Raw genomic sequence first — 25,964 nt, 5'->3', positions numbered from 1 at the left:
GGTGAAAGACGGCTGGTAGCCTCCGCGGGTGCTCCGACAGTGGTGTGGTGCCCTGGTCCTGACACTGGTCGCTCTCCTGGCCGTGACCGCGTGCACGTTCTACGACCATGACGCCCCGGTGCGTGGCGAGCCGGCCCCCGAACCGGAGCCCACCGGCGCGCTCTACAGCCGGGTCATGCACTCGGACGGGGACTCCGCCCCGCGGTCGTCCGTCTCGGTGTACCTGTACGACACCGCGAACGACCTCAAGGCCGTGACGGCGACCATGTCGCTCGGGTTCTTCTGCGTGCTCCCCGGGCCGTTCTGCCCGCGGGCGGTCAACGCCGAGCCCGACGAGCGCGGGCTCTGGTCGCTGCCGGACGACGAGGTGGGTGACGCCGCCGCCGGGCTGCAGGCCACCGCGACACTCCACGTGGACGACGCCGTCTTCGGCCCGAGCACCGTGCTCACGCTCCCGGCGTCGAGCGCAGCCGGGCCGCGGCGGGTCCCGGACCTCGTGTACTGGGAGCCCGCGCTCACGGTGACCGGCAACGAGACCGGCAAGGCCGGCCTGCTGCAGGTGAGCTGGCCGGCGGCGACCGGCGTACCGGCCGGGAAGAAGGTCACGTACACCGTGGTGTCCGCCAGCACCGTGGAGGGCACCACGGCCGAGCCGCGAGCGCTCGCCCGTCCGACGTCCGGCACGACCGCCCGGGTGGACGCCCGGGTGTACGCCGACGCGCCCTCCGAGCTGATGGTCGTCGCGCAGACCTCCACGAGGATCGACGGCGAGCGGGTCGATGCCACCTATCGCAGCGCCGGCGTCCCTCCGCCCGCCGACCTGACGCCCCCGTCCAGGGGCGCGGAGTGCCTGGCCGAGGACAAGGCCTCCGGGCGGCTCGCGCAGGCGGTGGCACCCTGCCCGATCACGGACGGCGACGTGGAGTGGGACACGAGCGGTGTCCGGCTCCCCACCGACTGCGTCCCCGGGGCGGCCGAGGCCTCGGTGGGCCCGCCCGACGAAGCGTCGAGTCCCGAGCCGAGCGCCCGCTGCGCCACGGCGGAACGCCCACGGGTCTGCGTGGTCCTCCCGGAGCCTCAGGAGGTCAGCCTGGTCGTCCTGCGGACGCCGTTCAGCCCGAGCGGGCTGACCGTGGAGCTGCTCGACTCCGAGCGGCGTGCGGTGCGCAGCAGCGCCGTGGACGGAGACGCGTTCGAAGAGGTCTACCCCGTCCGGTTCAAGAAACCGGTGGAGGCCGGCCTGGTCTGCGTCCGGGACGCGTACGGGAGCGTCAGCGGCCTGAGCGAGGTCTCCGTCTGGTAGCGGGGTCCGGTAGCGGGCGAATGACTCGGTCGCACGTCGACGTCTAGCAGGCGACCGCAGAGCTCCGGCCGTGCGACGCAGGCGTCAGCGAGGCATCAGTGTGTGAGCTGCCCCCGGATCTCGCCCCCGGGGAACGTCGGTGTGTGCACGTTGACGTAGTAGTCCCGCGGGGCGTCCTGGATCGCGGAGAGGAGTGCCGTGTCGGCTGTCACGCAATCGCTGACACTGAAGCTGGTTCCCGCCCCGACGTCGAGCGGCACGACGACGGGGCCCGCGACGCGCCGGTCGCCGACGTGGATGTGCGCCGCGACGGCGTCCACCGACAGGTTCCTGGCGGTGAGCGTGTAGCACAGGGTGGCGCCGTCGATCGTGTAGGTGAACGAGCCGCTCGCACCGGTGTGGGAGCCCGTCGTCTCCTGGCCGACGTTGAGCGGGACCGAGTTCGGCGCGCCGCTCGCGGGTGATACCGCCGCGAGCGCCAGTCCGAGGCCGAGAGCCGCCGTGGCGGCCGGCCGGACGATTGCGGAGGGCTTGCTGGACATGGCCTGTCTCCTTTGTTGTCCGACACGCGATCCTCATCGATCGCGGTCCCCTTTCTGACACTACGTCCGTGCCGAGAGCCTCACCAGTTGCACCAGACTTCGGCGCGCGTCACGGCTCAGCGCCTCCTGGAGCGCTTGACCGCGATACCCCCTAGGGGTATAACTGGAGCTACAAGCGCCCCCACGGGTGTCGCTGCTCAACCCAGGAGCGATCCATGAACGAATCACACCGTCATTCCACCGGACAACCGGTCGCGTCCGATCCTGCCACCCAGCACGAGCACGGCCACGAGCACGGGCACGGTGAGGCCCACGAGGTGCACGACGAGCACGCGTCGCACCGCGGTGACGACGCCGGCCTCAAGGAGCACGCGGGCCACGCGGGCCACGCCGGTCACGCGGACCACGCCGGTCACACCGGCCACGGAGATCACGTCGGCCAGTTCCGGCGGCTGTTCTGGATCATGCTCGTCCTGGCCGTCCCGGTGGTCGCGTTCTCGGACATGTTCGCGATGCTCCTCGGCTACATGCTGCCCGACACGACGCTGGTGAACGCGATCTCGCCGCTGCTCGGCACCGTCATGTACGCGTGGGGCGGCCGGCCGTTCCTGACCGGCGCGGTCGATGAGCTCCGCTCCCGCAAGCCCGGCATGATGCTGCTGATCGGGCTCGCGATCACCGTCGCGTTCGTCGCGTCCCTCGGCGCGAGCCTCGGCCTGCTCGACCACCAGCTCGACTTCTGGTGGGAGCTCGCGCTCCTGATCGTGATCATGCTGCTCGGTCACTGGATCGAGATGCGCTCGCTCGCGCAGACGACGTCCGCCCTGGACTCCCTCGCCGCGCTGCTGCCCGACGAGGCGGAGCGCGTGGACGGCGACCAGATCGTCAAGGTCTCGCCGGCCGAGCTCGTGGTGGGCGACGTCGTGGTGGTCCGGCCGGGCGGCAGCGTCCCCGCAGACGGCCGCGTCGTCGACGGGCGCGCCGAGATGGACGAGTCCATGGTGACAGGGGAGTCGCGCACCGTCCCGCGCGGCCCGGGCGAGCCCGTCACCGCCGGGACCGTCGCCACGGACTCCGGCCTGCGCGTCGAGGTCACCGCCACCGGCGACGACACGGCGCTCGCCGGCATCCAGCGGCTCGTCACCGAGGCGCAGAACTCGTCGTCGCGCGCGCAGCGCCTCGCCGACGTCGCAGCGGGCTGGCTGTTCTGGTTCGCGCTGGCCGCCGCGGCGATCACCGCGGTCGTCTGGTCGCTCGCCGGGATGCCCGACGACGCCGTCGTCCGCACCGTCACGGTCCTCGTGATCGCGTGCCCCCACGCGCTCGGCCTCGCCATCCCGCTCGTCGTCTCCATCGCGACCGAACGGGCCGCTCGCGGCGGCGTGCTCGTCAAGGACCGCCTCGCGCTGGAGAGCATGCGCACCGTGGACACGGTGCTGTTCGACAAGACCGGCACGCTGACCAAGGGCGAGCCGACCGTGGCCGGCGTCCAGCCCGCCGGTGACACCGACGGCGACACCGTGCTGGCGCTCGCCGCCGCCGCGGAGTCGGACAGCGAGCACCCGCTCGCCCGGGCAGTGGTGCGCGCGGCCCGGGAGCGCGGGCTCGCCGTCCCGCGGGCGTCCGGCTTCGCGTCCTCGCCCGCCGTCGGCGTGTCTGCGACGGTCGACGGGCACGAGATCCGGGTCGGCGGCCCGCGCCTGCTCGAGGAGAACGGCCAGGACGAGCTGTCCGTCGCGGACGCCTGGCGCGGTGACGGCGCGATCATCCTGCACGTCCTGCGCGACGGCGCCGTCGTCGGCGGCATCAAGCTCGCGGACGAGGTGCGCGCCGAGTCCGCGGACGCCGTCCGGCGGCTGCACGACCTGGGGGTCCAGGTGGTCATGATCACCGGCGACGCCGAGGCGGTCGCGCGGTCCGTGGCCGAGGAGATCGGCGTAGACCGGTACTTCGCGGGCGTGCGCCCCGAGGACAAGTCCGCCAAGGTGCAGCAGCTGCAGGGCGAGGGCCGCAAGGTCGCGATGGTGGGCGACGGCGTCAACGACGCCCCGGCGCTGGCGCAGGCCGACGTCGGCATCGCCATCGGCGCGGGCACCGACGTGGCCATCGCGTCCGCGGGCGTCATCCTCGCGAGCGACGACCCCCGTTCGGTCCTGTCCGTGATCGAGCTGTCCCGGGCCAGCTACCGCAAGATGAAGCAGAACCTCTGGTGGGCAGCCGGGTACAACCTGATCTCGGTGCCGCTCGCCGCCGGGGTCCTGGCGCCTATCGGGTTCGTGCTGCCGATGTCGGTGGGGGCGGTCCTGATGTCCCTCTCGACGATAGTGGTCGCGCTCAACGCCCAGCTCCTGCGCCGGCTGGACCTCCGCCCGGGTCGGTAGGCCCGGTGTGGGCACCGATATTGTCGATATTCCATATAAGGGTATTGACCCAGTCTGGGGTGTTCCCTAACCTGACGGACGGCGCACCGGGCGCCCGTCGGAGTCAAGGGAGACCTCGTGAAGCTGTTCGCTGCGTCCCGTCCTGCTCTTCTCCTGGTGACAGGGGTGTCGGCGGTCGCGCTGGTGGCGAGCGGGCTGGTGCTCGGCGGGTCGGCGAGCGCCGCCCCGGCCCGCGGCCCCGCCACCGCTGACACCACCGACCCGACTGCCGCCACGGCGTCGAGCTGGCGGGTGGACGGCCCGCGCGGCTCGGCCCTGGACGGCGTCGTGCGGCTCGACGACGACGGCGAGGTGGCGCTGGACGTCGTCGCCGGCGGCGACACGGTGCTCTCGGCCACGCGCCTGGGGCTGCGCGGCAGCGACGGGGACCTCACCACCGGCCTGACGTTCGTGGAGCGGCGCGACCGCAGGGTCTCCGACTCCTACACGATGACGACCGGCAAGAGCGGGCAGCGGTCCTACGTCCACACCGAGTCGGTGTTCACGTTCGCCGATGCCGCGGGCGCCCGGCTCGGCATCGCCGTGCGGGTGTCCCGGGACGGTGTCGCCTACCGCTACCTGCTCGACGGCGCGGGCGAGCACCGCGTGGACGACGAGTCGGGCGCGTGGGAGCCGGCGTCGGACGGACCGGCGTGGATGCAGCGCTCGTACGCTGTCAACTACGAGGCCGAGTGGACCACCACGACGGCCGCGGCCGGCAACGGCGGCGGCAGCGTCGGCTTCCCGGTGCTGTTCCAGCAGGGCGACCGGTACGCGCTGGTCACCGAGGCCGACCTGCACGGCGACTACTCAGGCGCGCACCTGACGCACACGGCGGGGTCGCTGCGCTACGACGTCGACCTGTTCGAGGGGCGTCCCGTCACCTCGACGGGCGCCCTGTCGACGCCGTGGCGGGTGGCGATCGTCGGCGACCTGCCCGCCGTCGTCGGCTCGAACCTGGTCGACGACCTGGCCACGCCCAGCGCCCTGGACCCGGGCACGGACTGGATCAAGCCCGGCCGGTCCAGCTGGAGCTGGCTCACCGACTGGGACAGCCCGCGGGACGAGGCCCGGCAGCGCGACTTCGTCGACCTCGCCGCGCGCAACGGCTGGGAGTACGTGCTGCTCGACGAGGGCTGGAACGCGAGCTGGGTGCCGCGCACGGTGCGGTACGCCCACACGAAGGGCGTCGACGTCATCGCCTGGTTCCACAGCCGTGACCTGCGCACGCAGGAGCAGCGCGACGAGTGGCTGCCGCGCCTGAAGTCGTGGGGGATCAGCGGCATCAAGGTCGACTTCATGGACTCCGACTCGCAGGAGATCCACCGCTGGTACGACGACGTCGCCCGCGACACCGCCCGGTACGAGCTGATGATCAACTTCCACGGGTCCGCTCTGCCCACGGGCATGCAGCGCACGTGGCCGCACATCATGAGCTACGAGTCCGTGCGCGGCATGGAGAACGGGATCAGCCCCGAGCGCAGCCTCATCGTGCCGTTCACGCGCAACGCCGTGGGGTCGATGGACTTCACGCCCGTGGTCTTCTCCCGCGACAACGACAAGACGTCCAAGGCGCAGCAGGTCGCGATGAGCGTCGCGTACGAGTCGGGCTGGCAGCACATCTCGGACAAGCCCGAGGGGTACGCGGACGAGCCGAACGCCATGCCGTTCCTGCAGAACCTCCCCACCACCTGGGACGAGGTGCGGCTGCTGAGCGGTACGCCGGGCCGGGACGCCGTGCTGGCGCGCCGGTCGGGGGACCGGTGGTTCGTGGGCGGCATGCGCGCCGGCTCCGGTGAACCGCTGGCACTCCCGCTGGAGGGTCTGACCCGCGGCAAGCGCGTGCTGGTCGACCTGCTGACCGACGACGGCACGAACGGCTCGGCGACCGTGCACACCACGCTCCGGGCAGGGGCGGGGGAGACCCTCGCGGTCCCGACAGCGAACAACGGCGGGTTCGTGGCGGTCGTGTGCGAGGCGACCCGGCACCGTGAGTCCTGCCTGGACCCCGTCGTGGACCGGCCGGACGCGACGCTCGCGATCGACCCGGCGGAGGCCGACGTCGAGCCAGGCGCCACCGTCGAGGTCCGGGCCACGTTCACCGTCGCCGACCGGGACGTCACGGGCGTGCGGCTGACGCCGGAGCTGCCCGCCGGCTGGACCGCCGACCAGGGTACGCAGACGGTCGCGCGCCTCGCCGCGGGCCGGAGCGCTGAGGTGACCTGGCAGGTACAGGTGCCCGCCGAGGGGGCCACCGGCACGTTCGAGGTGCCGGTCGCCGTCACCTACCGTGCGGCCGCCGGCCACGGCGGGCGGGACCGCTACGTCGCGGCGAGCCAGGCCACCCTCTGGGTCACGCCGCCCGCGCTGACCGGTGACCACCACGTCTCCGACCTCGACTGGCTGGAGGAGTCCAACGGCTACGGCCCGATCGAGCGCGACCGGTCCAACGGCGAGGCCGCGGGCGACGACGGGCGGCCGATCACCATCGCGGGCGTCACCTACGCCAAGGGCGTCGGCATGCACGCCACCGGCTCGCTGACCACGTGGCTCGGCGGCACGTGCACGGCGTTCCGGGCGGTGGTCGGCATCGACGACGAGGTCCTGAACAAGCCGGGCGACACCGGCGTCGGCTCGGTGCGGTTCCGCGTCTACGGCGACGGCGTCCTGCTGACCGAGACGCCGGTGCTGTCCAACGACGACGGCGGCGTCCCGCTCGACGTCGACGTCAGGGGCGTGCGCCGCCTGCGCCTGGTGGCCGACGAGGGTACCGACGGCAAGAACTTCGACCATGCCGACTGGGCGGACGCCCGTGTGACGTGCGGGGAGGGCTGACCCGCCGGACCGCGTGCCCGCTCATCGGCCGAAGTTGCATAGGCTGCGGGTCATGACGACACATCGCTCTAAGACGGGGGCGGCGCCGTGGGTGGCCTGATGGGACTGCTGGACGACATTGCCGCGCTGGCGAAGCTGGCGGCGGCCTCGATCGACGACGTCGGGGCCGCCGCCGGCCGCGCGACGGCCAAGGCTGCGGGCGTCGTCGTGGACGACACCGCCGTGACACCGCAGTACCTGCGCAGCGTCGCGGCCAAGCGTGAGCTGCCGATCGTGTGGAAGATCGCCAAGGGCTCGATCCGCAACAAGCTGATCTTCATCCTCCCGGCCGCGCTGCTGCTGAGCCAGTTCCTGCCGTGGCTGCTGCCGATCATCCTCATGATCGGCGGCACCTACCTGGCCTACGAGGGCGCGGAGAAGATCTGGCACAAGGTCTCCGGCCACCACGACGCCGAGGTCCCGGCCACCGAGGTGAGCCCCGAGGCCGAGAAGAAGATGATCGCGGGCGCCATCCGCACCGACCTCATCCTGTCGGCCGAGATCATGGTGATCGCGCTCGCCGAGGTGGCCGACGAGGCCTTCTGGTCCCGGCTCCTGATCCTCGTGGTCGTGGCGTTCGTCATCACGATCATCGTCTACGGCATCGTCGCGGCCATCGTGAAGATGGACGACGTCGGCCTGCGGCTGGCCCAGTACGAGTCCGGGTTCGCCAAGGCGTTCGGCCGCGGGCTCGTCCTGGCCATGCCGCGGGTGCTCGCCGTGATCTCCGTGGTCGGCACCATCGCCATGCTCTGGGTCGGCGGGCACATCCTGCTCGTCAACCTCGGCGCGGACGGCACCGGCTGGATCCCCGCACCGTACGAGTGGGTGCACCACCTCGAGGTGGCGATCCACGACGGCACCGGCGCGCTCGGCGGCACCCTCGGCTGGCTCTTCAACACGCTCTGCTCGGCGATCGTCGGCCTGATCGTCGGCGCCGCCGTGGTGGCGGTGCTCCACCTCCTGCCCTCACGCAAGAAGGATCAGGAGAAGGAGGAGCCGGTCAGCCACTGACCGGGGCGCTCGCAGGCCTGGCCGGCGTGCGTACCGAGCCGAACGCCACGCGCTGGCGCACCGCGAAGCCCAGCTTCTCGTAGAGCCCGATCGCGTGGGTGTTGCTCGCCGCGGCGTGCATCATGGCGCGCGCGCCGCGCTCGTGGATGTGGTGGACGACGTCCAGCACGAGGCGCGTGGCCAGGCCCTGCCCGCGGTACCGCTCGTCGGTTGCGACCGCGCTGATCTCGGTCCAGCCGGCGGGCTGCAGGCGCTCGCCGGCCATGGCCGCGAGGCGCCCGTCGCGCCGGATCCCGACGTACCGGCCCAGCTGGTAGGTCCGGGGAAGGAACGGCCCGGGCTGGGCGCGCGCCACGAGGTCGAGCATCTCGGGGACGTCGGCGGCGCCCAGGAGCACCGCCTCGTCGTCGGGCCGGCCGTGCAGGCGCTCGGTCTCGACCAGCTGCACACCCTGGAAGGGCTCGCCGCGTACCCAGCCGGGCGGCAGTGCGACCGACTCGGGCGGGCCGGGGAACTCGGCGTCGTACCCGACCAGCTCGATCACCGCGTCCCAGACGCCGGGGTCGTCCCAGCTCCGGACGGCGGCGAAGGGCGAGACGTCGGCGGGGTACCGGCGGGCGAGGTCGTTGCCCTCCGCCAGGTGCGCGTGCGCGCCGGTGAGGGCGGACCACGCCGGGTTGTCGAGCACCGTGTAGTCGAGCACCGCGTAGTCGGGTGCCGTGCCGGCGGGTGCTGCGTTGTCGGGCACCGCGTTGTCGGGTGCCGCGTCGATGACGCTCATACGAGGGTTCCGTACGTGGGGTTCACGTAGTTCTCCAACGGGTGCCCGGCCGGTCGCATTCCGGCCGGGCCGCCCGTCGTGTCCGTCAGCGCAGCGCCGGCTCCGGGGTGCGTGCGGGTGCCGGCGTCCGGAAGATCGCCACGATGTTGACGACCAGGGCCACGACGAGTACCCCGATGACAGGCACCAGGAGCTCCGCCGCCAGGGTCGGTCCGGTGCCCAGGAGGCCCCACCGGCCGATGGCGACGGCCCCGGCGAGCGCGGCCCACAGCGCCGTCTCGAGCGCGGGCAGCCACTCGCCGGCCCGGACGTGGAACCCGCTCGCCATCAGGGTGACGACGGCGAGACCGGCCGCGGCGAGCGGCGTCGTCCACTCGAGGCGCCCGAGCAGCATCGGGAGGACGAGCGCGACGGGCGCGGCGACCTCCGCGATCCCGATCACCACGGTGAGCGGGCGGGGGACGTCGTCGAACCCGGTCCAGCGGTCGATACCGCGACCGGCGATCTTAGGCAGGCCCGCGAACAGGAAGAACAGTGCGAGGACGGCCTGCGCCGCCCACAGGGTGGTGGTAAGCATCATGCTCCTTGGGAATGAGTTCGGTCCGGTTCGGACGGCGGTTGGCGCCCGGTGCGGGACAGGACGAACGGGCGGGCCGGTGTGTGACGCCGGGCGCCGTCGCACCGCGCCGTCGCACCGCGCCGTCGCACCGCGCCGTCACACCGCGCCGTCACACCGCGCCGTCACACAGAAGCGCCCCGGATCGTCTTGTGTGCATGACCGAGATCGAACCCGGCGCGGCCCGGCGCGTCGTCGCCGCCTCGCGCGACGACCGCGCCTACCTGCTCGCGGTCGCGCACCGGATCCTCGCCGACCGCACCGAGGCCGAGGACGTGGTGCAGGACGCGTTCGCCCGCCTCGCGGCGCAGGACGTCGCGCAGATCCGGGACCTGCGGGGCTGGCTCGTCGTGGTCGTGCGCCGGCTCGCCCTGGACCGGATCGGCTCGGCGCACAAGCGCCTCTCCGCACCCCACGACCCGACGGCGCCGGGCCTCGACGTCGCCGCCGACACGCCCGACCCGGCCGACCGCGTCACCCTCGACGACGAGATCCGCCGCGCCCTGGCCGTGGTGCTCGACCGGCTCACGCCGGGCGAGCGGGCGGCCTTCCTGCTGCACGACGTGTTCGGCATCCCGTTCGAGAACGTCGCCGAGCTGGTGGGTCGCAGCCCCGCCGCGTGCAGGCAGCTCGCCAGCCGGGCGCGGCGCGCGGTCCGGGACTCCGGTCCCGCGCCGGCCGCACCGCCCGTCGACCCGGACCTGCAGAGTGTCGTCGAGCGGTTCGTCGCCGCGTGCGCCGGGGGAGACCTCGACGCCCTGGCCCAGGTCCTGCACCCGGACGTGTCCGGCTGGGCGACCCTCGGCGGCGAACGGGTCGGGTCCGACACCGGCGTCGAGCGCGTGGCAGCCGGCTCCCTGCGCTACCTCGGCCCGCACTCCGGCTGGAAGCTGGCACCGCTGGCCCTCGACGACGGCATGGCCGTCGTCGCCACCCGGGACGGCGATCCCGTGGCGCTGATCCGGCTCCTGGTCGTCGACGGGCTGGTCACCGAGATCCACACCGTGCTGCTTCCCACGGCGCTGCTCCCGCCGCGCTGATCTCGGCTCAGGGCCGCCGCGGCGGAGCGCTCGACCGGCGCTCGCGGAGGGTCGCCTCGATCTGCGACTGCACGGCCTCGGTGCGGCCCGACAGCCGTTCGAAGAGCAGGCGCGCAGCCTCGCGGCCCATCAGCACACCGCTCTGGTCGACGCTGCTCAGCGAGACCAAGGGGTGGCCGGCGATCGGGATGTTGTCGTAGCCGACCACCGACACGTCGCGCTCGTCGAGCCCGGCCTCCGCGATGGCGCTCAGCACGCCGATCGCCAGGGTGTCGTTCCCCGCGAAGATCGCCGTCGGCGGTTCGGGGGAGGCGAGGAGCGCGCGGGTCGCGTCGTGCGCCTCCGACCCGTCGAACATGGTGTGCACCACCGACTGCTCCAGGCCGAGGGCCGCCATGCGCTCGCGGTAGACGGCGGTGCGGATGACGTGCGGCTCGTCGCCCGCCTGGCCGGCCCACGGCGGCTCGGGGCGCGACGGGTGGATGGTCAGGTGGGTGATCCGCCGGTGGCCCTGGTCGAGGAGGTGCGACATGACCTGCTCGGCGCCCGACCGGTCGTCGCCGGTGATCGTGTCGTAGCGGTCGGACCGGTCGTGGCGGCCGATCATCACGACGGGAATGCGTTCGGCGATGCGTTCGATCCAGGCCGGGTCGACGCGCGGCGAGATGGCCACTATGCCGTCGACCTGACGGTCCACGAGGCTGTTGATGGCCATGTCGCCCTTCTGGTCCCGGCCGAGCGGGGCGATGATCATCTGGTACGGGGTCTCCGCGAGGGCCTCCGTGGCGCCGTCGACGATCATCGTGAGGAAGTCGTTGCCGACCTGCGGGATCTCGAACCCGAACGTGAAGCTCGCGCCGCGCATGGCGCGCGCGGCGACGCGCGGCCGGTACCCGAGGCGTTCGATCGCCGCCTCCACCTGCGTGCGCATCCGGTCGCTGACGCCGTACGCGTTGCGGATCACCTTGGACACCGCGGCCCGGGAGACGCCGGCCTCGCGGGCGACGTCCTCGATCGTCGAGGGCCGCGGGCTGCCCGCCCGGGCGCCGTCGGGCCGGGGTTCTGCTGGGGTCACGACTCTGTTCCCGATTCTGTAGACCGGTTGACACTCTACAGGGGCCCTCGCTAGCGTGAAGGCGCTGAAAGGATTCATTCGTCGAGTGTGTAGATCGCTCTACGATCCTTTCGCTCTACAAGGAGGTAGAGAGATGTCCATCAGTCATCGCCGTCCCCGCCCGCCCGGTGCGGCCCTGGCAGCCGCGGCCGTCCCGCTGCTCGCCCTCGCCGGATGCTCCTCGTCCGGCGCCGCCGACGGGACCACCGAGATCACCTTCCTCACGACCAACGACGCGCCGAACCCCGAGGTCGCCGACGCCCTGGTCGAGGCCTTCGAGGCCGAGAACCCCGACGTCTCGGTCACGGTGGAGATCCGCCCCGGCGGCACCGAGGGCGACAACCTGATCAAGACCCGGCTGTCCACGGGCGAGATGGCCGACGTGTTCTTCTACAACTCCGGCTCCCTGCTCCAGGCGCTCAACCCCGACTCGTCGCTCGTCGACCTGAGCGACGAGGAGTGGGTCGGCTCGCTCACCGAGGAGTTCGTGCCCGTCGTGAGCACGGAGAACGGCACGTACGGCGCACCACTCGGCGCGTCCTTCGCCGGCGGCATCGTCTACAACAAGCCGCTCTACGAGGAGCTCGGGCTGACCGTCCCGACCACCTGGGACGAGTTCATGGCGAACAACGAGACGATCGCCGCCGAGGGCGACGGCGTCGCGCCGGTCATCCAGACGTACGGCGAGACGTGGACGAGCCAGCTCTTCGTGCTGGGCGACTTCGCGAACGTGCTCGCCGTCGACCCCGAGTGGGCTGAGCAGTACACGGCGCACCAGCGCTCGTACGCGCAGGAGCCCGCGCTCCTGGGGTTCCAGCACCAGCAGGAGGTCGCGGAGGCCGGGTACTTCAACGAGGACTTCGCGTCCGCGACGTTCCCGGACGGCGCGCGGATGGTCGCCGAGGGCGAGGGCGCGCACTACCCGATGCTGTCGAACGTCATCCAGACGGTCATGCAGAACACGCCAGACGGCGTCGACGACCTCGGGTTCTTCGCGCTGCCCGCCGAGGAGGCCGGGAACACCCAGGCGACCATCTGGCAGCCGAACGCGCTGTACGTCCCGCGGTCCACCGAGGGCGCCGAGCTCGAGGCGGCGAAGGAGTTCGTCGCCTTCGCCAACAGCGAGGCCGGGTGCGAGATCCAGAACGAGATGCTCCCGCCCGCAGGGCCGTACGCGGGCACGTGCGAGGTGCTGGACTCCGCCCCGCCGCTGCTCGCCGACATCCAGGCGTACTTCGACGAGGGAAGGACGGCGAACGCGCTGGAGTTCCTCTCGCCGGTCAAGGGCCCGAACCTGGAGAAGGTGACGGTAGAGGTCGGGTCCGGCATCCGCAGCGCGGAGGACGCCGCGGCGTTCTACGACCAGGACGTCGAGAACCAGGCCAAGCAGCTCGGCCTCGAGGGATGGTAGGCGAGGGATGGTAGCGGCGGGCTCCACCTCGGCCACCCAGCGCAGCATCTACCCGTCGTGGTTCTACCTGCCGGCCGCGGCGCTCTACCTGGTGTTCTTCGCGGTGCCGACGTTCGCGTCGTTCTACTTCAGCCTCACCCGCTGGACCCTGTTCGACACGGAGTTCATCGGCCTGGAGAACTACGTCCAATTCTTCTCCGAGCCGCAGCTCTCGCAGGGGTTGGTGAACACGCTGGTCTACGGCTTCGTGACGTCGGGCGCGAAGGTGGTGCTCGGGCTGGCGCTGGCCGTGCTGCTCACCTCGCAGCTCGTGGGCCGCGGGTACCTGCGGTCGGTCGTGTTCTTTCCCGTGCTGGTCTCCACGATCGGCGTCGGCATCACGTTCAAGGCGCTGCTCGACCCGTTCGACGGCGTCGTCAACACGATGCTCGCCGCGTTCGGCATCGACGGGCCCGGGTGGTTCACCGACCCGAGCCAGGCGCTGCTCACGATCGCCGCCGTCGACGTCTGGAAGGGGCTCGGCATCGCGACGCTCATCTACATCGCGGGCATCGTCGCCATCCCGCAGGAGTACTACGAGGCCGCGCGGGTCGACGGCGCCAGCCGCTGGCAGCAGTTCCGCTCGATCACGCTGCCGCTGGTCCAGCCGGCCACGGCGACGGTCATCATCCTGTCGCTCATCGGCGGGCTGCGGTCGTTCGACCTGATCTGGGCGACCACGGGCGGCGGGCCGGGCTTCACCAGCGACGTCATCGGGTCGGTCATCTACAAGCAGTACCAGGCCGGCTTCTACGGGCTGTCCACCGCGGGCAACGTGATCCTCTTCCTGGTCGTGACGGCGGTCATGGTGCCGATCTCGATGCTGCTGAACCGTAAGGAGGTCGACCGATGAGGCGCACCGGATCCAGAGCCGTCTCGCTGACAGCGGGCATCTCGGCCATCCTCGCGTCGGTCGTGGTCTTCCTCGTCCCGTTCGCGTTCATCTTCCTCACGGCGGCCAAGGACGCGTCGGACGCCTCCCGGCTGGAGTTCTCCTGGCCCAAGGACTGGGCGTTCGGCGAGAACCTCGCCGAGGTGCTCGCCACACGCGACGGGGTGGTCGTGCGGGCCTTCGTGAACAGCACGGTGCTGACCGTCGTCAGCGTGGCGATCATGGTGATCCTCGCGGCGATGGTCGGGTACCTGCTGCAGCGGCGTCGTTCGCGGCTCAACCCCGTCGTCAACTTCTTCGTGCTGGCGGGCCTGATCGTGCCGCCCGCCGTCGTCCCGACGATCTGGGTGCTGCAGCGGCTGGGGCTGTTCAAGACGATGCCCGGCCTCATCCTCATCGAGGCGACGTTCGGCCTGTCGTTCTGCATCCTGCTGTTCCGCGCGTTCGTCGCGACCATCCCGCGCGAGCTCGACGAGGCGGCGATCATCGACGGCGCGGGGCCCCTGCGGCTCTTCTTCTCCGTGATCCTGCCGCTGCTGCGGCCGGTGATCATCACCGTCGTCGTGGTGCAGGCGGTGGCCGTGTTCAACGACTTCACCAACCCCCTGTACTTCCTGCCGGGGGACGAGAACGCCACGGTCCAGCTCACGCTCTACAACTTCCAGAGCCAGATGGTCAGCCAGTTCAACCTGCTGTTCATGGACATCCTGCTGATCACCGTGCCGCCCCTGGTCATGTACATCTTCTTCAACCGCCAGATCGTGGCCGGCATGACGTCCGGCGCGGTCAAGGGCTGAGAGGCTCACTGTGAACAACGAATCCCCGACGTCGGTCGGCCGCGTCCGCGTCGAGCGCCGGACCGACGGCGACTTCGCCGACACACCGACCCCGCGCCTGAGCTGGACCGTGGAGTCTGCCGTGCCCGGCTGGTGGCAGGCTGAGGCCGAAATACGCCTCGACGGCGGACGGGCCGGCGAGCGCGTGGCGCGCCTGGACTCCGACGAGTCCCGGTCCGTCGCCTGGCCGTTCGACCCGCTGCTGCCGCACGCCCGGCACACGCTGGAGGTGCGGGTCACGGGCGTCGACGGCGCCGTGTCGCCCTGGAGCGACCCGGTCACCGTGCGCTCGGTCTTCCTGGCCGACGGCGAGTGGGTCGCGCCGTTCGTCGGGCTCGCCGACCCGCCGGAACCCGCCGTGCCAGGCCTCCTACGCGCCGAGCTCGACCTCGGCGCCGACGTCGCCCACGCCACGCTCTACGCGTCCGCCCACGGCGTCTACCAGGTGGAGATCAACGGGCAGGACGTCGACTCCGCTGTCCTCAAGCCGGGCTGGACCGCCTACCAGCACCGCGTCGTGCACGAGGCGACCGACGTCACGGCCCTCCTGCGTCCGGGCGCGAACGCCGTGGGGGTGCGGCTGGCCGGCGGCTGGTGGACCGAGCGGTTCGGGTTCCACGGTGCGGCCAAGCCGTTCTACGGGGAGCAGCCCGCCGTCGCGGTGCAGCTGCACGTGGTGCTGTCCGACGGGACCACCCGGGTGCTCACCACCGGGCCGGACTGGCGGGGCGCGGTGACCGGGCCCGTGGTGACGAGCGGCATCTACGCGGGCGAGCGGATCGACGCGCGCCGCGCCGTACCGGGCTGGAGCCTGCCGGGCTTCGACGACGCTGCGTGGCCGTCCGTCCAGGTGCACACCCGGCCGGACGAGCCGGGGGCGGTGCCCGAGCCCGCGATCGCCGAGCCCGTACGCCGGGTCGACGAGCTCACGGTCCAGGACGTCATCACCACGCCGTCCGGGCGGACGGTGCTGGACTTCGGGCAGAACCTGGTCGGCAGGCTCCGGGTGCGGGTCACGGGGGAGAGAGGCCGGGTGATCACGCTGCGGCACGCGGAGGTGCTGGAGCACGGGGAGCTCGGCGTCCGGCCGCTGCGGGCCGCCGCCGCCACGGACCACCTCGTGCTCTCCGGCGGCGACGACGTCTTCGAGCCCGAGTTCACCTTCCACGGGTTCCGGTACGCCGAGATCGACGGGTGGCCTGGGGAGCTGACCCTCGACGTCGCGCGGGAGGCGGTCACCGCCGTCGTCATCAGCAGCGACATGCGGCGCACCGGCTGGTTCGAGTGCTCGGACGAGCGGGTCAACCGGCTGCACGAGAACGTCGTGTGGGGGATGCGCGGCAACTTCGTCTCGCTCCCGACGGACTGCCCGCAGCGCGACGAACGCCTCGGCTGGACCGGCGACATCCAGGTCTTCGGCCCGACGGCGAGCTACCTGTTCGACAGCGACGCGTTCCTCGCCTCGTGGCTGCGCGACGTTGCCGCCGAGCAGGCGGCGCGCGACGGCGTCTGCCCGATCGTCGTGCCGATGGTGCTGCCCTTCGGGGCGAAGCCGGCCGCCGCGTGGGGCGACGCCGCGACGGTCGTGCCGACCACCCTGCTGGAACGGTTCGCCGACCGGCGCGCCCTGGCCGAGCAGTACCCGAGCATGCGGGCGTGGGCCGACGCGCTGCTGGCCGTGGCCGGCGACCGCCTGCTGTGGGAGGGCATGTTCCAGTTCGGGGACTGGCTCGACCCGGACGCGCCGCCGGACGACCCGGCGGGCGCGAAGGCCGACCCCGACATCGTGGCGAGCGCCTACCTGGTGCGCTCGCTCCAGCTCGTCACCGCCGCGGCGCGCGAGCTCGGCGACGCCGATGGCGGCGCGCGGTACGGAGACCTCACGGAGCGCGCCCGGCAGGCGTGGGTCCGCGAGTACACGACGCCGGCCGGGCGGGTGGTCTCCGACGCGCAGACCGCGTACGCGCTGGCCATCACCTTCGACCTCGTGGACCAGGCGACGCGGACGGCGATGGGCGACCGGCTCGCCTGGCTGGTGCGTCGGGCCGGGTACCGCATCGGCACCGGGTTCGTGGGCACGCCGATCATCCAGGACGCGCTGACGTCGACCGGCCATGCCGACGTCGCCGCGCGCCTGCTGCTGCAGACGGGCGTGCCGTCCTGGCTGTACGCCGTCACCATGGGGGCCACGACGATCTGGGAGCGGTGGGACAGCATGCTGCCCGACGGGAGCATCAACCCGGGCGAGATGACGTCGTTCAACCACTACGCCTTCGGCGCGGTCGCCGACTGGCTGCACCGCACGGTCGCCGGGCTGGCCCCGGACACGCACGGCTACCGCAGGCTGCGGGTGGCGCCCGTGCCGATCGCGGGCCTGGACCGGGCCGCGACCCGGTTCGAGACCGCCTACGGGATGGCCGAGGCGGGCTGGACGGCCCAGGACGGGCAGCTGGTCGTGCGCGCGGTCGTGCCGCCGAACACGACCGCGGTGGTGGTGCTGCCCGGCGGGACCGAGACCGAGGTCGGCTCCGGTCACCACGAGTGGACGGTGCCTGACCCACGTGCGCGGGTAGAGCCGCGGGCCGTCACGCTGAACTCCACGCTCGGCGAGATCGCCGACGACCCGGAGGCCTACGAGGCGGTGCTGGCCGCCGTCGACGCGCTCGGTGCGGAGTGGGGCGGAACCCTGCGCTCCCTCAAGGAGTGGACCGACCAGCGCACCCTGGACGACGAGCTGGTGCGGCTGCCGCCCGCCGCGAAGGAACGGCTGCAGGAGGCGCTCGACGGGCTCAACTCACGGCGGGTGGTGCCGGTGGTGGGGTAACCGGCCGCCCGCGTCAGTCGAGGCAGAACTCGTTGCCCTCGACGTCCTGCATGTTCTGGCAGGACTCGTTCTCCTCGTCGGCCAGCAGGAGCACGCCGCGCGTCGCACCGATCGCCTCCAGGCGCGCGGCGTGGGACTCCAGGACGGCCAGGCGTTCCTCGCCCACGAAGCCCCTGCCCACCTTGACGTCGAGGTGCACCCGGTTCTTGACGACCTTGCCCTCGGGCACGCGCTGGAAGAACAGCCGTGGGCCGACACCGGTGGGGTCGCTCGCGGCGAACCACGAGTCCCGCTCGGCCTCGGGCAGCGAGAGGCTGTACTCCTCCCACGTGGCGAACCCGTCCTCGGTCACGTCCGGGGGGACGTATCCCAGGGCCTCGCACCAGAACCGGCCCACGCGCTCGGGACTGGCACAGTCGAAGGTGATCTGGATGGGCTGAACGGTCGTCATGGGCACACCATAGGACGGCGGCGGGCCACCGATCACACCGACTCCTTGGTGATGCTCCAGCCGCCGTCGACCGGCAGCTCGACCCCGGTGACGTACGACGCCCGGTCGGAGCAGAGATACACGATGGCATCGGCCACCTCGGACGCCTGGCCCAGGCGTCCGAGGGCGGTCGCCCCGGCGGCGCTCGCGCGCTCCGCCTCGCTCGTGCCGTCCCAGTGCGGCGTCAGCACCGGGCCGGGCAGCACGCTGTTGACGCGCACGGCGGGGGCGTACTCGGCGGCGAGCTGCCGGGCGAGCCCGGTCATGCCCGCCTTCGCCGAGGCGTAGGCGGCCCGGCCCGGCAGCCCGAAGCGCGCGTGGACCGACGAGACCATGACTATCGCGCCCCGCCCGGACGCCGTCAGGTCGGGCAGCAGCTCACGGGTGCCGAGGTAGGCGCCGGTGAGCGAGACCCGGAGCTGGTGCTCCCAGCTGTCCAGCGGCGTGTCCTCGAGCGACGCGATGGTGGTGGCGTACGCGTTGTGCACCAGGATCTGCGGCCGGCCCAGCTCCGCCCGGCAGGCGGTGGCGGCGTCGGCCCAGGCGGCCTCGTCGGCGACGTCCAGCACGGACGCGGCGGCGAGGTGGCCGGCGTCGCGCAGCTCGTCCCGGAGGTCGAGCACCGTGGGGGAGACGTCGGCGAGGAACACGTGGGCGCCCTCCTCCGCGAACCGCCGCGCGGTCGCGGCGCCGATACCCCGGGCGGCACCGGTGACCACGGCGGTACGGCCGTCCAGGGGCAGATCACGCGTCATGACAGGTGCCTCTCGTCGATGGGTAGTCCTTCGGCAGGCTACCCGCGACCGGGCCGGCGCAGGGCGCGGGATGCTGGACGGGGCACGCTCCCGGGCATATCGTTGGCATACCAACGAATGGCGACGAGGCCAGGAGGAGCACCCATGCAGGAGATGGACGGCACGGCGGACACCGCGGAGCTCAAGCAGCTCTACGCGGACTTCGAGACGAACCACCTGGCCCCGCTGTGGACCCAGCGCGACGACCTGATGCCGTTCACGCCCTCGCCGAAGGCGGTGCCGCACGTGTGGGAGTGGTCCACGCTGTTCGGCCTCGCCGAGCGGTCGGGCGAGCTCGTGCCCGTGGGTCGCGGGGGCGAGCGGCGGGCGATCGGCCTGGCCAACCCCGGGCTCCCGGGGACCGCCTACGCGACGCCGACCCTGTGGTGCGCGATCCAGTACCTCGGCGGATTCGAGACCGCGCCCGAGCACCGGCACAGCCAGAACGCCTTCCGGTTCGTCGTCGAGGGCGAGGGGGTCTGGACGGTCGTCAACGGCGACCCGGTCGCGATGCGCCGCGGCGACCTGCTGCTCACCCCCGGGTGGAACTTCCACGGCCACCACAACGACACCGACCAGCCCATGGCCTGGATCGACGGCCTCGACGTGCCGTTCGCGCACTACGCCGACGTCGGCTTCTTCGAGTTCGGCTCCGAGCGCGTGACCGACGAGGCGTCCCCGGACGTCTCCCGCTCCGAGCGGCTGTGGGCCCACCCCGGCCTGCGCCCGCTCAGCGGCCTCGAGGACGCCACGAGCTCGCCGCTCGCCGCCTACCGCTGGGAGCACACCGACCGGGCGCTCACCGAGCAGCTCGCCCTGGAGGACGCCGGCCACCCGGCGACCGTCGGTCAGGGCCACGCCGCCGTCCGCTACACGAACCCGACCACGGGCGGCGACGTCATGCCGACCCTGCGCTGCGAGTTCCACCGGCTCCGCGCCGGCGCGTCCACGCCGGTGACGCACGAGGTCGGGTCCTCGGTGTGGCAGGTGTTCGAGGGGGAGGGCACCGTGGTGCTCGGCGAGAGGGAGCACCGGCTGCGCACCGGCGACCTGTTCGCCGTGCCGAGCTGGGTGCCGTGGTCGCTGCACGCCGACAGCCAGTTCGACCTGTTCCGGTTCAACGACGGCCCGATCGTCGACCGGCTGCACTTCACGCGGACCTTCGTCCCCGGTCAGCGGAACGAGGACCTCGCATGAGGCTCGGGACGCTCCGGCTCGGCACGGGCACCGTCGCCGTCCGGGTCGACGACGGGGTGGCGGTCGAGGTGCCGGGCCACGCCGACGTCGGGCACCTGCTCCAGGACCCGCGGTGGGCCTCGGTCGCGCGTGCCGCGGACGGCCCGGCGCACGACCTCGCCGGCCTCGACCCGCGCGCGTGGGCGCCGCCGGTGCTCCGGCCGGCCAAGATCGTCTGCGTCGGGCTCAACTACCGCAACCACATCCGCGAGATGGGCCGCGAGCTGCCCGAGCACCCCACGCTCTTCGCCAAGTTCCCCGAGGCCCTGATCGGCCCGTACGACCCCGTCGTCCTGCCGGATCACGCCGCGGACGCCGTCGACTGGGAGGGTGAGGTCGCCGTCGTCGTCGGCCGGACCGCGCGCCGGCTCACCGCCGTCGAGGCCGGGGAGGCCATCGCCGGCTACGCCGTGCTCAACGACGTGACGATGCGCGACTTCCAGTACCGCAGCCCGCAGTGGCTGCAGGGCAAGACGTTCGAGGCGACGACGCCGTTCGGCCCCTGGCTGACGACGCTCGACGCCGTCGAGCCGGGCGGGGAGCTGGTCACGGAGGTCGACGGTGAAGCGGTGCAGCGCACGCCGATCGACGACATGGTGTTCGGCCCGGCCGCGCTCGTGGCCTACATCTCGCAGATCGTCACCCTCCACCCCGGCGACGTCATCGCCACCGGCACGCCGGGCGGCGTCGGCCACGCCCGCAAACCCCCGCGCTACCTCGCGCCCGGCCAGGAGCTGGTCACGTCCGTCACCGGGCTCGGCACGCTGCGCAACGCCGTCGTCAAGGAGGGCTGAACCGTGCCCGCCCGTACCGACCGGACCACCGACCCGCAGCTCCTCGCGGGTCTGCTGCTCGCCCGCCGCGGGCAGGCGTACTTCTCGCGCAAGCTCAACGAGCTGCCGGGCGGCCGGCTCGACGCGCCGTCGCTGGTGGCGGGCTGGACGCGGCGGCACGTCGTCGCGCACGTCGGGCTCAACGCGCGGGCGCTGACCCGGCTCACCGAGTGGGCGGCGACCGGCGTCGAGACGCCGATGTACGCCTCGCCCGCGGAACGTGACCGGGAGATCGAGCTCGCCGCGACGCTGCCCGCCCGGGCGCTGCGCAACCTGTGCGCCCATGCCGCCGTGCACCTCGACGTCGAGTGGCGGGACCTGCCCGAGGAGGCCTGGCGCGCCCCGGTGCGCACGGCGCTGGGGCGGGTCGTGCCGGCGTCCGAGACCGTCTGGATGCGGACCCGGGAGGTCTGGGTGCACGCCGTCGACCTCGACAACGGCGGCTCGTTCGACGACTTCCCGGCCGAGCTGCTCGACGCGCTGCTCGCCGACGTGGTCGGGGCGTGGCGACGCCGGCTGGGACCGGACGCGCCGCCGCTCGTGCTGGAGCCGGTCGACCGGGAGCGGCCGGTGCCGGTTGCCGGGCTCGGGGCGGCTGCGGATGGGCCGACGGCGGACGGGGCGACGGCGGATGGGACGGCGTCCTCCGAGACCCTGGCGCTGCGCGGGACCGCCGCCGACCTGACGCGGTGGGCGACGGGCCGCGGGGACGCGGGCGTCGTCGCCTCGGACGGCGGTGCGGTGCCCGCACCGCCGCGCTGGCTGTGATGAACCCGGCCGTTCAGCACAGCACTTGCTGCCAGATCGGCCGTCGTCCGGCAGCAACTGCTGTGCTGAACGACTGCCGGCTCGCTGGTGGTGGGCGGTCTGTGATGATCAGTCAATGACTCAGCACAGCGCGGCGGCCGCCCCGGCCGACGGCGTCGGCGCGCGCCAGTCCCTGTACCTGCCCGACCACGTGGGCTTCCTGATCCGGCGTGCCCAGCAGGTGCACCTGGCCGTGTGGGCCGAGGAGGCGGGCCAGGGCCTGAGCAACGTCCAGTTCGGCGTGCTCAACGTGCTGCACCGGACCGGCGGCGCCAGCCAGCGCGAGCTCTGCGACACGCTCGACCTCGACCGCTCTACCGTCGCGGGCCTCGTCTCCCGGCTCGAGGCCCGGGGCCTGGTCGAGCGCGCGCGGGCCGACGCCGACCGCCGTCGCAACCTCGTCCGGCTCACCGAGGCGGGCGGCGCCGAGCTGCGCCGGCTGGTCCCGCACGCGGCCCAGGTGGACGCCTCGCTCACCGCCGGGCTCAGCGAGGAGGAGCGGGCCACGCTGCGGCGGCTCCTCACCCGGGTCCTCGACGCGCACGGCCACCACGCGAGCGACCCCACCCCTCGTTGAGCTGTCAGACGCCCCCGACGTGTCAGACACACAGGTCACCCGGGTGACCTACGGGTCTGACACGTCCCGAGGCGTCTGACAGCTCAACGAGGGGTCGCCGGCAACCCCGTCCGGTCGCCGCGCTTGGCGCGCTGGATCTGCTGGTGCACGTGCGTGCGCAGCTCGGTGAACCGCGGCAGGGCGCGGGTAGAGATCTGGTCGCGCTCGGCGGGCAGGTCGACGACCAGGTCCTCCTGCACCACGGTCGGCGAGCTCGACAGCACCAGCACCCGCTCGCCCAGGTACACCGACTCGTCGATGTCGTGGGTGACGAAGAGGACGGTGACCCCGAGGTCCTGCCAGACGCGCCGGACCAGGTCCTCCAGGTCGGCCCGGGTCTGCGCGTCCACCGCGGCGAACGGCTCGTCCATGACGAGCACCTCCGGCTGGTAGGCGATGGCCCGGGCGATCGCGACCCGCTGCTGCATGCCGCCGGAGAGCTGCCAGGGGAACGTCGTGAGGGCCTGGCCCAGCCCGACCTCCTCGAGCGCCGCGCGGACGACGTCGTCCCGCTCGCCGCGCGGCATCCCGCGGGACTTGAGCGGCAGGCCCACGTTGTCCCGGACGCTGAGCCACGGGTAGAGGCTGCGCCCGTACTCCTGGAAGACGACGGCCATCTTCCTGGGCGGCGCGAGCACGGTCTCGCCGTCGAGCGCCACCGAACCGGTCGTCGGGGCGAGCAGCCCGGACAGGCACTTGAGCAGCGTCGTCTTGCCGCAGCCGGACGGGCCGACGATGCAGACCAGCTCGCCCGCCCGGACGTCGAAGCTGATGGAGCGGATCGCCTCGACCGCGTCGGAACCCGCTGAACCCGGGTAGGTCTTGCCGAGGTCCCGCACCGAGAGCAGGGTGGTGCTCGGCGCCTCCGTCGGCTTCTCGTGCGTGCTGATGTCAGCCACGTGCCACCTCTCTCATGCCCTGTCTCATTCCGTGGTACCAGTGCAGGACCCGCCGTTCGGCGATCCCGTAGAGCCCCGCCACGGCGACGCCGACGAGCCCGAGCAGCAGGATGCCGCTCCACATCTGGGCGATCATGAAGCTGCGCTGGAAGTAGACGATGCGGTAGCCGAGCCCCGAGGACGAGGCGAACATCTCGGAGATCACCATGAGGATCAGCCCGATCGACAGGCACAGGCGGATCCCGGCCATGATCTGCGGGCTCGCGGCGGGCAGGACGACGTAGCGCAGCGACAGCCCACCCCGCACGCGGTAGGAGCGGGACGTCTCGGTGAGCACCGGGTCGACGCCGCGCACCCCCTCGACCGTGTTGAGCAGCACGGGCCACACGCACCCCGAGACGATGACGGCGATCCGCATCGTGTCGCCGATGCCGAGCATCAGCATGAGCACCGGCACCAGCACGACGGGCGGCACCGCGCGGAAGAACTCGAGCAGCGGCTCCAGCAGGTCGCGCAGCCAGCGGGTGGTCCCGATGGCGGTGCCTGCGGCCACGCCGACGACGATCGACAGCAGCACGCCGATCGCGAACCGGCCGAGGCTCGGCAGCACGTCGGTCGTCAGCGCCGGGCCGAACCAGGTGTCGGCGAACGCCTGGGCGATGGTCGCCGGCGGCGGGAAGTAGATGGAGGCCGACCGGTCCGTGGCCAGGGCCCAGGCGAGCAGCGCGAGCGCGGGCAGCCCTGCCGCGTAGCCGACGGCGCGCAGCGGTCCGAGCATCGACCGGAGTCTCACAGCGCCTCCTCCCTGCGCACCGAGGGGTGCCAGTGCAGCAGCCGCCGTTCGAGCAGCCGGGTCGCGAGATTGACGAGGATGCCGAGCCCGCCCGTGACCAGCACGAGCGCGTACAGGCCCGGGGCGTCGGGGGCCGACCGGTAGAGCTCGATCTGCCGCCCGAGGCCCGGGTTGCCGATCACCAGCTCGGCCGTGATGGTCAGGACCAGGGCCACCGAGGCGGCGAGCCGGAACCCCGTGATGACGTAGGGCAGCGCCGTCGGCAGCACGAGGTGGCGCAGCTGGTCGAGCCGCCCGAGCCCGTAGCTGCGGGCGGTGTCCTGGGCGACCGGGTCGACGTCGGCCACGCCGTGCAGCACCTGGACGAACACCTGCCAGAACGGCGCGTACACGACCACCATGAGCGCGGCCTCGCGGGAGAGCCCCGCGACGAGCACCGCGAGCGGGATGATCGCCACCGACGGGATCGGCCGCAGGAACTCCACGCTGCTGTGGGTGGCCCGGTCGAGGAACGGCACGAGCCCGACGACGGCCCCGAGCGCGATCGCGGCGACGACGGCGATCCCCAGCCCGGCCGACCACGTGATGACGGTGTCGGCGAGGGTGGTCCAGAAGTCCGGGGTGGTGAGCTCGCTACCGAGGCGCGCCAGCGTCGTCGAGGCGGTCGGCAGGTAGGTCCGGCTGACCGCGCCCGAGAGCGCGGCGGCCTCCCACGCGGCGAGGAACCCGAGGATGCCCAGCAGGCCGAGCACGCGCGTCCGCGCCGCGGTCATTCGACGATGATCGCGTCGACGTCGGGCGCGGTCTGGAAGTAGTCGTGCTCGACGCCGAGGTCGGCCAGCGCCTGGATGGCGTCGGCGTTGACGGTGGTGGTGAAGCGCGGCAGCGGCAGGCTCGCCGCGGCCTCCTCGGGCAGCTCGAGGTTGTCGACGAGGGTCTGGCGGACGGCGTCGTCGTTCTCCTCCGCCCAGACGAACGCGTCCTCCAGCGCGGCGCGCACGTCGGCGACGAGCTCGGCGTCCTGCTCGACGGTCTGGGTGGTCGCCTGGACCACGAGGGTCGGCAGCCCGGGGATGACCGCCTGGTAGGGGTAGACGACGGTGGTGCCGCCCGCGCCGGCGATCATGGAGACGAAGGGCTCCGGGACCCACGCGGCGTCGATGTTCCCGGCCTCGAGCTGGGCCGCGGCGTCGGGGAAGGCCACCTCGACGAACTCGATGGCGGTGGGGTCCCCGCCGTCCTGCTCGACGGCGGCGCGGATCGTGAGGTCTCCCGCCGCGCCGAGGGAGTTGACGGCGACCTTCGCGCCGGCGAGGTCGGCCGGGCGCGTGATGCCGGTGTCCGCACCCGCGACCACGGCGTTGATGTCGTCACCCTCGGCGTAGCTCTCGGCGTAGCCGGCGATGATCGCGGCGGGGAGCCCCTGCTCCGTCGCGCGCAGGGCGCCGAACGGCTGCCCGATCATCAGGTCGACGTCGCCGTTGACCAGGGCGGGCATCGCCTGCGCCCCACCCTGGATCGGCTGGACCGTCACGTCGAGCCCGTGCTCGGCGAACACGCCTGCCTCGACCGCGGCCCACAGCGGCGCCGTCTCGCTGATGCTCAGCGCCCCGATCGTCACGGCCCGGTTCCCGTCCTCCCCGGTCACTGGCGGGTCCTGTGCGTCGGCCGTGCAGGCGGCCAGGCCGAGGGCCAGCAGCGCGGCACCGGCGGCCAGGACGCCCGGGCGTCGTCGGCTCATGATTTCCCCGATTCGTCGTTGAATGGTGAAGCTGAACAGTGCGGCTGTG

At 72.6% G+C, this 25,964-nt stretch carries 23 protein-coding genes; 13 read left to right on the top strand and 10 right to left on the bottom strand.

Going from position 1 to position 25,964, the window contains the following annotated elements; genetic code table 11:
• The first annotated feature begins 28 nt into the window (after positions 1-28).
• On the top strand, positions 29-1,303 hold the full coding sequence (locus ACFO6V_RS01675) for a hypothetical protein (RefSeq protein ID WP_377131503.1): 1,275 nt from the start codon (positions 29-31) through the stop codon (positions 1,301-1,303).
• A gap of 95 nt (positions 1,304-1,398) precedes the next feature.
• On the opposite strand, the gene ACFO6V_RS01670 is transcribed toward ACFO6V_RS01675, so the two are convergent.
• Positions 1,399-1,845 (bottom strand): CHRD domain-containing protein, encoded by a 447-nt coding sequence (locus tag ACFO6V_RS01670; protein ID WP_377131501.1) that lies wholly within the window; start codon positions 1,843-1,845, stop codon positions 1,399-1,401.
• Positions 1,846-2,060: 215 nt separating this feature from the next.
• Between ACFO6V_RS01670 and ACFO6V_RS01665 the strand changes: the two genes are divergently transcribed.
• The 3 genes from ACFO6V_RS01665 (at position 2,061) to ACFO6V_RS01655 (ending at position 8,153) form a co-directional block, all read left to right on the top strand.
• Positions 2,061-4,226 carry a heavy metal translocating P-type ATPase gene (locus tag ACFO6V_RS01665; protein ID WP_377131499.1) on the top strand — a complete coding sequence of 722 codons (2,166 nt, stop codon included), beginning with the start codon at positions 2,061-2,063 and terminating at the stop codon, positions 4,224-4,226.
• 117 nt (positions 4,227-4,343) lie between these two features.
• Positions 4,344-7,100 carry an NPCBM/NEW2 domain-containing protein gene (locus tag ACFO6V_RS01660; RefSeq protein WP_377131497.1) on the top strand — a complete coding sequence of 919 codons (2,757 nt, stop codon included), beginning with the start codon at positions 4,344-4,346 and terminating at the stop codon, positions 7,098-7,100.
• Between the two features lie 99 nt (positions 7,101-7,199).
• Positions 7,200-8,153 carry a DUF808 domain-containing protein gene (locus tag ACFO6V_RS01655; RefSeq protein WP_377131495.1) on the top strand — a complete coding sequence of 318 codons (954 nt, stop codon included), beginning with the start codon at positions 7,200-7,202 and terminating at the stop codon, positions 8,151-8,153.
• Here ACFO6V_RS01655 and ACFO6V_RS01650 read toward each other — a convergent pair.
• Positions 8,143-8,934 carry a GNAT family N-acetyltransferase gene (locus ACFO6V_RS01650; protein WP_377131493.1) on the bottom strand — a complete coding sequence of 264 codons (792 nt, stop codon included), beginning with the start codon at positions 8,932-8,934 and terminating at the stop codon, positions 8,143-8,145. The genes ACFO6V_RS01655 and ACFO6V_RS01650 overlap by 11 nt on opposite strands.
• Positions 8,935-9,019: 85 nt before the next feature.
• A complete protein-coding gene (locus ACFO6V_RS01645; protein WP_377131491.1) occupies positions 9,020-9,511 on the bottom strand; it encodes a DoxX family protein in 492 nt (163 codons plus the stop codon).
• A gap of 197 nt (positions 9,512-9,708) precedes the next feature.
• On the opposite strand from ACFO6V_RS01645, the gene ACFO6V_RS01640 reads away from it, so the two are divergent.
• Positions 9,709-10,590 (top strand): sigma-70 family RNA polymerase sigma factor, encoded by an 882-nt coding sequence (locus ACFO6V_RS01640; RefSeq protein ID WP_377131489.1) that lies wholly within the window; start codon positions 9,709-9,711, stop codon positions 10,588-10,590.
• 7 nt (positions 10,591-10,597) lie between these two features.
• On the opposite strand, the gene ACFO6V_RS01635 is transcribed toward ACFO6V_RS01640, so the two are convergent.
• Positions 10,598-11,665, bottom strand: coding sequence for a LacI family DNA-binding transcriptional regulator (locus tag ACFO6V_RS01635; protein ID WP_377131487.1), 1,068 nt, complete (start codon positions 11,663-11,665; stop codon positions 10,598-10,600).
• Positions 11,666-11,798: 133 nt separating this feature from the next.
• On the opposite strand from ACFO6V_RS01635, the gene ACFO6V_RS01630 reads away from it, so the two are divergent.
• The 4 genes from ACFO6V_RS01630 to ACFO6V_RS01615 are packed head-to-tail and all read left to right on the top strand — an operon-like array spanning position 11,799 to position 17,706.
• Entirely contained in the window at positions 11,799-13,115 is a 1,317-nt protein-coding gene (locus tag ACFO6V_RS01630) for an ABC transporter substrate-binding protein (protein ID WP_377131484.1), read from the top strand.
• A 7-nt stretch (positions 13,116-13,122) separates the two neighbouring features.
• A complete protein-coding gene (locus tag ACFO6V_RS01625; protein WP_377131482.1) occupies positions 13,123-14,007 on the top strand; it encodes a carbohydrate ABC transporter permease in 885 nt (294 codons plus the stop codon).
• Positions 14,004-14,843, top strand: coding sequence for a carbohydrate ABC transporter permease (locus ACFO6V_RS01620; RefSeq protein ID WP_377131479.1), 840 nt, complete (start codon positions 14,004-14,006; stop codon positions 14,841-14,843). Before ACFO6V_RS01625 ends, ACFO6V_RS01620 begins: the two co-directional genes overlap by 4 nt.
• 10 nt (positions 14,844-14,853) lie before the next feature.
• Entirely contained in the window at positions 14,854-17,706 is a 2,853-nt protein-coding gene (locus ACFO6V_RS01615) for an alpha-L-rhamnosidase (protein WP_377131477.1), read from the top strand.
• 13 nt (positions 17,707-17,719) lie between these two features.
• On the opposite strand, the gene ACFO6V_RS01610 is transcribed toward ACFO6V_RS01615, so the two are convergent.
• Together ACFO6V_RS01610 and ACFO6V_RS01605 are read right to left on the bottom strand one after the other, a co-directional pair.
• Positions 17,720-18,157 carry a VOC family protein gene (locus ACFO6V_RS01610; RefSeq protein WP_377131475.1) on the bottom strand — a complete coding sequence of 146 codons (438 nt, stop codon included), beginning with the start codon at positions 18,155-18,157 and terminating at the stop codon, positions 17,720-17,722.
• Positions 18,158-18,189: 32 nt separating this feature from the next.
• The gene (locus ACFO6V_RS01605; RefSeq protein WP_377131473.1) at positions 18,190-18,951 is read right to left on the bottom strand and encodes an SDR family NAD(P)-dependent oxidoreductase; all 762 of its coding nucleotides are present in this window, start codon (positions 18,949-18,951) and stop codon (positions 18,190-18,192) included.
• Between the two features lie 144 nt (positions 18,952-19,095).
• Here ACFO6V_RS01605 and ACFO6V_RS01600 point away from each other — a divergent pair, with 144 nt between their 5' ends.
• The 4 genes from ACFO6V_RS01600 to ACFO6V_RS01585 all read left to right on the top strand — a co-directional run bounded on the left by ACFO6V_RS01600 (position 19,096) and on the right by ACFO6V_RS01585 (position 22,443).
• Positions 19,096-20,187, top strand: coding sequence for a cupin domain-containing protein (locus tag ACFO6V_RS01600; protein ID WP_377131471.1), 1,092 nt, complete (start codon positions 19,096-19,098; stop codon positions 20,185-20,187).
• Positions 20,184-21,020 carry a fumarylacetoacetate hydrolase family protein gene (locus ACFO6V_RS01595; RefSeq protein WP_377131469.1) on the top strand — a complete coding sequence of 279 codons (837 nt, stop codon included), beginning with the start codon at positions 20,184-20,186 and terminating at the stop codon, positions 21,018-21,020. Before ACFO6V_RS01600 ends, ACFO6V_RS01595 begins: the two co-directional genes overlap by 4 nt.
• 3 nt (positions 21,021-21,023) lie before the next feature.
• Positions 21,024-21,827, top strand: a complete 804-nt coding sequence (locus tag ACFO6V_RS01590; RefSeq protein ID WP_377131467.1) for a maleylpyruvate isomerase family mycothiol-dependent enzyme — start codon at positions 21,024-21,026, stop codon at positions 21,825-21,827.
• 115 nt (positions 21,828-21,942) lie between these two features.
• The gene (locus tag ACFO6V_RS01585) at positions 21,943-22,443 is read left to right on the top strand and encodes a MarR family winged helix-turn-helix transcriptional regulator (RefSeq protein WP_377131465.1); all 501 of its coding nucleotides are present in this window, start codon (positions 21,943-21,945) and stop codon (positions 22,441-22,443) included.
• A gap of 83 nt (positions 22,444-22,526) precedes the next feature.
• Here the strand turns inward: ACFO6V_RS01585 and ACFO6V_RS01580 are convergent, their stop codons facing one another.
• Genes ACFO6V_RS01580 through ACFO6V_RS01565 form a run of 4 tightly spaced genes read right to left on the bottom strand, consistent with a single transcriptional unit; the run spans position 22,527 to position 25,915 of the window.
• A complete protein-coding gene (locus ACFO6V_RS01580; protein WP_377131463.1) occupies positions 22,527-23,381 on the bottom strand; it encodes an ABC transporter ATP-binding protein in 855 nt (284 codons plus the stop codon).
• The gene (locus ACFO6V_RS01575) at positions 23,374-24,159 is read right to left on the bottom strand and encodes an ABC transporter permease (protein WP_377132134.1); all 786 of its coding nucleotides are present in this window, start codon (positions 24,157-24,159) and stop codon (positions 23,374-23,376) included. The genes ACFO6V_RS01580 and ACFO6V_RS01575 overlap by 8 nt, the downstream gene beginning before the upstream one ends.
• An 11-nt stretch (positions 24,160-24,170) precedes the next feature.
• Positions 24,171-24,947, bottom strand: coding sequence for an ABC transporter permease (locus tag ACFO6V_RS01570; RefSeq protein ID WP_377131461.1), 777 nt, complete (start codon positions 24,945-24,947; stop codon positions 24,171-24,173).
• Positions 24,944-25,915: an ABC transporter substrate-binding protein gene (locus ACFO6V_RS01565; protein WP_377131459.1), complete on the bottom strand. Its 972-nt coding sequence runs from the start codon at positions 25,913-25,915 to the stop codon at positions 24,944-24,946. The genes ACFO6V_RS01570 and ACFO6V_RS01565 overlap by 4 nt, the downstream gene beginning before the upstream one ends.
• Positions 25,916-25,964: the final 49 nt, after the last annotated feature.

Origin of the sequence: Promicromonospora alba, assembly GCF_042654905.1 — a bacterium.
GTDB lineage: Bacteria > Actinomycetota > Actinomycetes > Actinomycetales > Cellulomonadaceae > Promicromonospora > Promicromonospora alba.
The sequence above is the reverse complement of the archived record's forward strand: the minus strand, read 5'-3'. Positions and strand labels throughout refer to the sequence as shown.

Bases quoted from the DNA above. Each gene is read 5' to 3' on its own strand.
- ACFO6V_RS01595 (WP_377131469.1), top strand. From the start codon at position 20,184: ATGAGGCTCGGGACGCTCCGGCTCGGCACGGGCACCGTCGCCGTCCGG.
- ACFO6V_RS01625 (WP_377131482.1), top strand. From the start codon at position 13,123: ATGGTAGCGGCGGGCTCCACCTCGGCCACCCAGCGCAGCATCTACCCG.
- ACFO6V_RS01640 (WP_377131489.1), top strand. From the start codon at position 9,709: ATGACCGAGATCGAACCCGGCGCGGCCCGGCGCGTCGTCGCCGCCTCG.
- ACFO6V_RS01670 (WP_377131501.1), bottom strand. From the start codon at position 1,845: ATGTCCAGCAAGCCCTCCGCAATCGTCCGGCCGGCCGCCACGGCGGCT.
- ACFO6V_RS01630 (WP_377131484.1), top strand. From the start codon at position 11,799: ATGTCCATCAGTCATCGCCGTCCCCGCCCGCCCGGTGCGGCCCTGGCA.
- ACFO6V_RS01575 (WP_377132134.1), bottom strand. From the start codon at position 24,159: ATGCTCGGACCGCTGCGCGCCGTCGGCTACGCGGCAGGGCTGCCCGCG.
- ACFO6V_RS01620 (WP_377131479.1), top strand. From the start codon at position 14,004: ATGAGGCGCACCGGATCCAGAGCCGTCTCGCTGACAGCGGGCATCTCG.
- ACFO6V_RS01600 (WP_377131471.1), top strand. From the start codon at position 19,096: ATGCAGGAGATGGACGGCACGGCGGACACCGCGGAGCTCAAGCAGCTC.
- ACFO6V_RS01570 (WP_377131461.1), bottom strand. From the start codon at position 24,947: ATGACCGCGGCGCGGACGCGCGTGCTCGGCCTGCTGGGCATCCTCGGG.
- ACFO6V_RS01585 (WP_377131465.1), top strand. From the start codon at position 21,943: ATGACTCAGCACAGCGCGGCGGCCGCCCCGGCCGACGGCGTCGGCGCG.
- ACFO6V_RS01565 (WP_377131459.1), bottom strand. From the start codon at position 25,915: ATGAGCCGACGACGCCCGGGCGTCCTGGCCGCCGGTGCCGCGCTGCTG.
- ACFO6V_RS01645 (WP_377131491.1), bottom strand. From the start codon at position 9,511: ATGCTTACCACCACCCTGTGGGCGGCGCAGGCCGTCCTCGCACTGTTC.
- ACFO6V_RS01605 (WP_377131473.1), bottom strand. From the start codon at position 18,951: ATGACGCGTGATCTGCCCCTGGACGGCCGTACCGCCGTGGTCACCGGT.
- ACFO6V_RS01650 (WP_377131493.1), bottom strand. From the start codon at position 8,934: ATGAGCGTCATCGACGCGGCACCCGACAACGCGGTGCCCGACAACGCA.
- ACFO6V_RS01665 (WP_377131499.1), top strand. From the start codon at position 2,061: ATGAACGAATCACACCGTCATTCCACCGGACAACCGGTCGCGTCCGAT.
- ACFO6V_RS01610 (WP_377131475.1), bottom strand. From the start codon at position 18,157: ATGACGACCGTTCAGCCCATCCAGATCACCTTCGACTGTGCCAGTCCC.
- ACFO6V_RS01655 (WP_377131495.1), top strand. From the start codon at position 7,200: ATGGGACTGCTGGACGACATTGCCGCGCTGGCGAAGCTGGCGGCGGCC.